Here is a 5,096-nt window from a genome sequence, read left to right on the forward strand (position 1 = left end):
CGCCCGGCCGGCGTCGCCGTGCAGCAGGCTGCGCATCGCCTGGAGCGACTCGGAGGCCGTCAGGATGGCCTCGGCTGGGCGGATGCCTGGTGCCGGTGCTGGTGCTGGTGCTGGTGCTGGTTTCGGTGCAGGCGCAGGCGCAGGCGCAGGCGCAGGCGCTGGTACTGGTGCCGATGCCGGTGCTGGCGCCGCTGCGGTGCCCGCGTCATGGCCACCTCCGCAGGCAGACAACACCAGTGCGCACAACAGTGCACTCGTCGCGGTGGCGCGTCTGGGGCGTTGGTTTGGCATGCTCATCGTGAAGATCCTGTCGCGTTAAGTGGGGCGCTCACTGTCGTTCGACGTGTGCGCTCTCGATTCCTGTCGCAATTGTGTGGTTCGCCACGTCGTGACAATTGACGGATCCTTAAGGAACCGATGATTGCCGCACAGGGCGTTGGGACAGCGACACGCCATGCAACAGCATGCAAATCACCGCGAGCCCATTGAAATCGAATACGGCTTATGTCCGCCAGCGCTCAAGGCCGCATCGCGGCCTTGAGCGCATGTTTGTCAGTTCAGCCAATCACATGGATCACACCGCGGAGGCCGTTCTGGTTCTTGACGAGGTCCCGGCGAAAACATAGCTTTAGTGGCGGATGAGCGCGTCGAGTGGCTATTCGCCCCGGATGGAACTTGCGCTCAATATCGGCCACCCTATTAAGCTGGAAGCTGTCCGACAAAGATCGCGACGCCGACAAGATCGTGGAAACGATCGATGCATGCTCCAGCAAGATAGTCAGACATCATCAAAGCCGATGACAATGCGTGGGCACGAGTGATGGTGGCTGTTCGTCGCTGAGCCAACAGCCCAAAGGGCTTGCCCGAGCGCTTGATCAAACCGCCCCTTTTTACCTTGTGCCATACACCCTTCTTACTCCAGCGACTGGACCTCGTGTATGCGTCTGCCAGCTGCCCACCTCTGCAGGGTGCATTGCTTCTATGAACGCGTGCTGTCCGCAGCTGTGACTTCTACGTCTGCCGCCTTGCCCGGCAACACCCCATCGATCTTCTTCCTCTGACTATTCGCCAGGCTTCTCGTCACCTGGCGAATCTGATGGGATGGCATTGCTTGACGGCGGTCGCAATGCATCGCGACCAGATCTCAGGCCCTTGTCTGGTCGCTTGCAGCTTTGCTCAGTTGGCGCGGTCAGTACGGGTAGCCGGGAATCGCCAGATTCACCTTGTAAACACCACGGGCGGTGCCGTAGCCCATGGCCGTGATGAACAGGGTCTTGCGATCACTGCCGCCAAAAGCCAAGTTGGTGACCGAGCCGGCGCCGCTGGGCATGCGGATGCGGCCGACCTCCTTGCCTTCGGGACTGAGAACGATCACATCGTTCGAGGTGACGTACAGGTTGCCGGCGCAGTCCACCACCATGCCGTCTCCACTGGAGACAACCCCGCTGCCGAAGTGCTCAGCCACGCCGACCGATCCGTCGGCAGACACGGCGTACTTGAACACGCCGTCCTGTGCCGTGAGGTAGAGCGTCTTCTCGTCGGGCGACAGGGTGATGCCGTTTGGATTGCTTCGGTTCGCATCCACCAGCACCGCATTGCTGGCGCCCGGCGCTACCCGGTAAACGCTGGTGCGCGACTGAGGATTGGGCGAAGCGGCCTGCCAGTTCGGGTCAGTGAAGTAGAGGGTGCCGTCAGAGCGGAAGGTAAGGTCATTCGGAGAGCCAAAGCGGGCGCCGTCGTAGCTGCCGACGATTACGGTTTCGGTTCCGCCGGGTAAGGCAAAACGAACGATGCCGCCCACCTTGTGGCTCGCACCGTAGAGGTTCCCAGCCTTGTCTACCGCCAAGCCGTTGGTGCCGGCAGTGGGCGCCACCACGGTGCCGACGCCATTGCTGTCGATCCTCACGATGCGGGAGGGTGGCGGATTGCTGCCCGGGCCGAACTCGCTGACGTAGAGCGCACCGTCCAACCACACGGCGCCTTCGACGTTTCCAAACTGGGTTTGGTAGTTGTCGTTGGGCAGCGCGTTGTCCAACCGGGTCACCGTGGCGCCACTGGGCACTGGCGTGCTGGCATAGGGCGCTGGGGGGCAAATGCTGGCCGCTGGTGCTGGTGCTGGTGCTGGTGCTGGTGCTGGCGCTGGCGCTGGCGCTGGTGCTGGTGCTAGTGCTGCTGGTTTCGGTGCCGGTGCCGCGGCAACCACTGCCGCTGCGGTAACCGCTTCATGCCCGCCCCCGCAGGCAGACAGCACCAGTGCGCATAGCAGTGCGCTCGCCGCTGTGGCGCGTATGGGGCGTTGGCTTGGCATGTTCATTATGAAGATCCTGTTGCGTCAGAGTTGTGGAGCGCTCCTGTCGTTCGACAGGCTGCACTCTCGATTTCTGTCGCCATTGTGTGGCTCGCAATCTCAGGAAGATTGACGAAACCTTGAAGAACCGATGATTGCCGCGGAGTGCGTTGGCACGGGGAGATGCCATGCACAGGATGCAAATTCACCGCGAATCAATTGATCGAATATCGAATCGGGCTTGGTGTCCCGCCAGAGCCAAGGCCGCCTCGCAGCTTGCGAACATGTCAGTTGGTCACATGGAAGTCGCGGTCGGTTTAGTTCTTGACAAGGTCCCGGAGCAGCACATAACGGCAGTGGCTGATATAGCAGGCCGAGTAGCTATACGTCTGGAAGGGAACTCAAGCTCGTATCGGCCCCCCCACTGCGCTGAAAGCTGTCAGACGACATCACTCAACTATCCGTGAAGGAGCGGTACTCCATACCCCACCCGTTGTCCTTGGCCTGAGAGGTTGAGAGTATTTCCAGCGTGTCCGAGCAGCACGTCAAAAGGCGCCTGATCTAGGCGCAAAGCGCAGCCATAGCCGGGGCTATGGCGAGCATTTGCAACGACGAGCAAGGGTCTTTTGGCGTGATGAGCGGGCATGATCGAACTACTCTCAGCCTCTGAATAGACACCACGTGCCAAAGGCCGTTGTAGTACTCGACCGACGGGTCCTTGAGGCCCTGTCAACAGATACGAGTGCCCAGGTTCTGATTTCGGCCACCGTAGTCGGTGTACTGGGTGATGTCACCACCATCGGCGGTGGACGCAACTTCCAGGGCTTTGCCCGAATTGCGATTGATGAAGCGCACCGCGGTGTTGTCAAAGCCAACCAGCTGCCACTGCTGATTGATGACGTTTCCGTCCGCGTAGTGGTTGACTGCCGCTCCGTTGGCCGTCGAGAAGTTTCAGACGTCGACGACCTTGCCGGAGTGCCCAATGACATATGGGGCTTACAGGTCGCCAAACCCGATCGCGCCGTTGCAGTGCAACCACTCGCTGCGACCGTTGCCGCCGCCGCACGTGCCGTTCTGGTACACGCCAGTGTTGTAGGTCTGGTCCTCGGCTTGCCGCACGCTGCCATTCACACTCAGGTAGTCGACCTGAACATCGCGACCAGCGGCGTCGTTGATGAACTCCACGAGGCTGCCGCCCGAAAGGCTGGTCGTGAAGGTGTAGTTGGTCATGGTTTGACTGAGCGTCCAGGTCTGCACCGCGGTGCCGCCGACGCGCAAGGTGACGCGCTCTTGGCCCGAGGTTCCTCGTGCGCGCACGACGATGGACTTGTTGACCGTACCGCCGCCAACGGGATTGTTACTGCGAACGTAATTGCTGAGCCAGTTCAGGGCGGGCCGCTCGGTGCCGTCTCGGCGCACGAGGTGAGAGTTGGCCACCCAGGTCTGGCCTTCGATGTAGCCCCACAATGTGACTCCTGCGACGCCCGGATGCGTCCACACGGCAGGGAACTTCTGTTGATAACGCGCCAGCTGCGTGGCATCGTCGCCGGTCATGTCCAGCTCGGACACGTAGATCGGCAGGCCGGTCTGCGCCAGCGAGTCCAGGCTTTGCGTGATCGTCGCAGACGGCACGTCGTCCATGCTGAAGTAATGCGACTGGATGCCCACTCCGTCAATCAAGCTGCGCGACTTGAGGATGTTGACGATGCCCTTGTAGCGGTCCATCTCGCTGGGGTTACCAACAAGCCCATACTCGTTGATGAGGAGCTTTGCGTTGGGGCAGTACTGGCGGGCCTTCTGAAATGACCAGACGATCCAGTCCCAGCCAGTCGAGCCCGCGCCGCCGAGGGCCTCCCGGTAGCTGGCCGGCTGGTGCAGCGGCTCGTTGACGACGTCGATGTACTGCGTTTGCGGGTAGCGCTGGCAGTACTGTCGAATGAAATCTTCGACCTCGAAAGCCTGTTGCGAAGCGCCCAGCCCGCCGATCCAGTTCGGCTCCTGCGAACCCCACACGAAGGTGTGCTGCTTGAACGGGAAGCCATTGGACAGCGCGTAGTTGTAGGCAATGTCGAGTTGACTCCAGTTCATCTGGTCTCGCACCGGCTCGACTGAGCCCCACTTGCCTGCGTTCTCAGGCGTGACCTGATTCCAATAAATGCTGAAGTTACTCGGTACATAGCCGGCATTGATGTTGCCCAGGAACTTGGTCTTGCCGGCGGCAATCTGCGCGTACGCCAAGCTACCTGAACCCAGCAAACTGAGGGCTGCAGCGGTGCAGATCGTGGCACGACTCATAGCCTTGAAGATTTGTGTGGTGTTCACTTTCGACTTCTGATTTCTTAAAGTGTTGAACGGCCCGAGGGATGTCATTGCCTCTGGAGCCCAATGGCCCTCTATGGGTTTCACATACCTGGATATTGCGGCGACCGAGATGCTAGCCGCGGGCAGCCAAAGCGTATGGTCACATTTGTGTCCGCCGTTGAGTTGAGCAAGCCAATCCGCCAAGGCTTGGTTGGCTCGATCAGTTCCTCGGGGGGGGCAACATCGCCCCAGCCATCCACTACGACAAATGCTGTTGCCACGGAACAGGTTGCGCAATGCCGAATACTCGACGCCGGGATTGAAGGAGTCCATTTTGCAACGGCTTGGCTCGGCCGCTGCACGGTTTGGCAGGAGAGGCCCCATGACATCCCTTTGCCTTGTGACTGGTGTCGCGTCAAGCCTCAAGTGTCGGTTGATCGCGCCGCTGTCGGAGCGCAGTGCAAGGCGCGCCGACGAGTCATAGCCGTCGCTATGGCGAGGAGGCGCA

2 protein-coding genes and 2 pseudogenes are annotated in these 5,096 nt (G+C 60.7%); all 4 read right to left on the reverse strand.

Annotated elements, in window-relative coordinates; all coding sequences use genetic code 11:
• A pseudogene (locus tag AC30NL_RS04640) lies at nt 1-297 on the reverse strand (hypothetical protein); the annotation flags it as partial.
• An 892-nt stretch (nt 298-1,189) separates the two neighbouring features.
• A complete protein-coding gene (locus AC30NL_RS04645) occupies nt 1,190-2,062 on the reverse strand; it encodes an SMP-30/gluconolactonase/LRE family protein (RefSeq protein WP_489462842.1) in 873 nt (290 codons plus the stop codon).
• A 954-nt stretch (nt 2,063-3,016) separates the two neighbouring features.
• Nucleotides 3,017-3,220 (reverse strand): annotated as a pseudogene (locus AC30NL_RS04650) (RICIN domain-containing protein); the annotation flags it as partial.
• Between the two features lie 63 nt (nt 3,221-3,283).
• Nucleotides 3,284-4,609 carry an endo-1,4-beta-xylanase gene (locus tag AC30NL_RS04655; RefSeq protein ID WP_489462843.1) on the reverse strand — a complete coding sequence of 442 codons (1,326 nt, stop codon included), beginning with the start codon at nt 4,607-4,609 and terminating at the stop codon, nt 3,284-3,286.
• Between the last annotated feature and the right edge of the window lie 487 nt (nt 4,610-5,096).

The organism is Rhizobacter sp. (genome assembly GCA_021153565.1).
In the GTDB taxonomy this organism is placed as follows: Bacteria; Pseudomonadota; Gammaproteobacteria; order Burkholderiales; family Burkholderiaceae_C; genus Albitalea.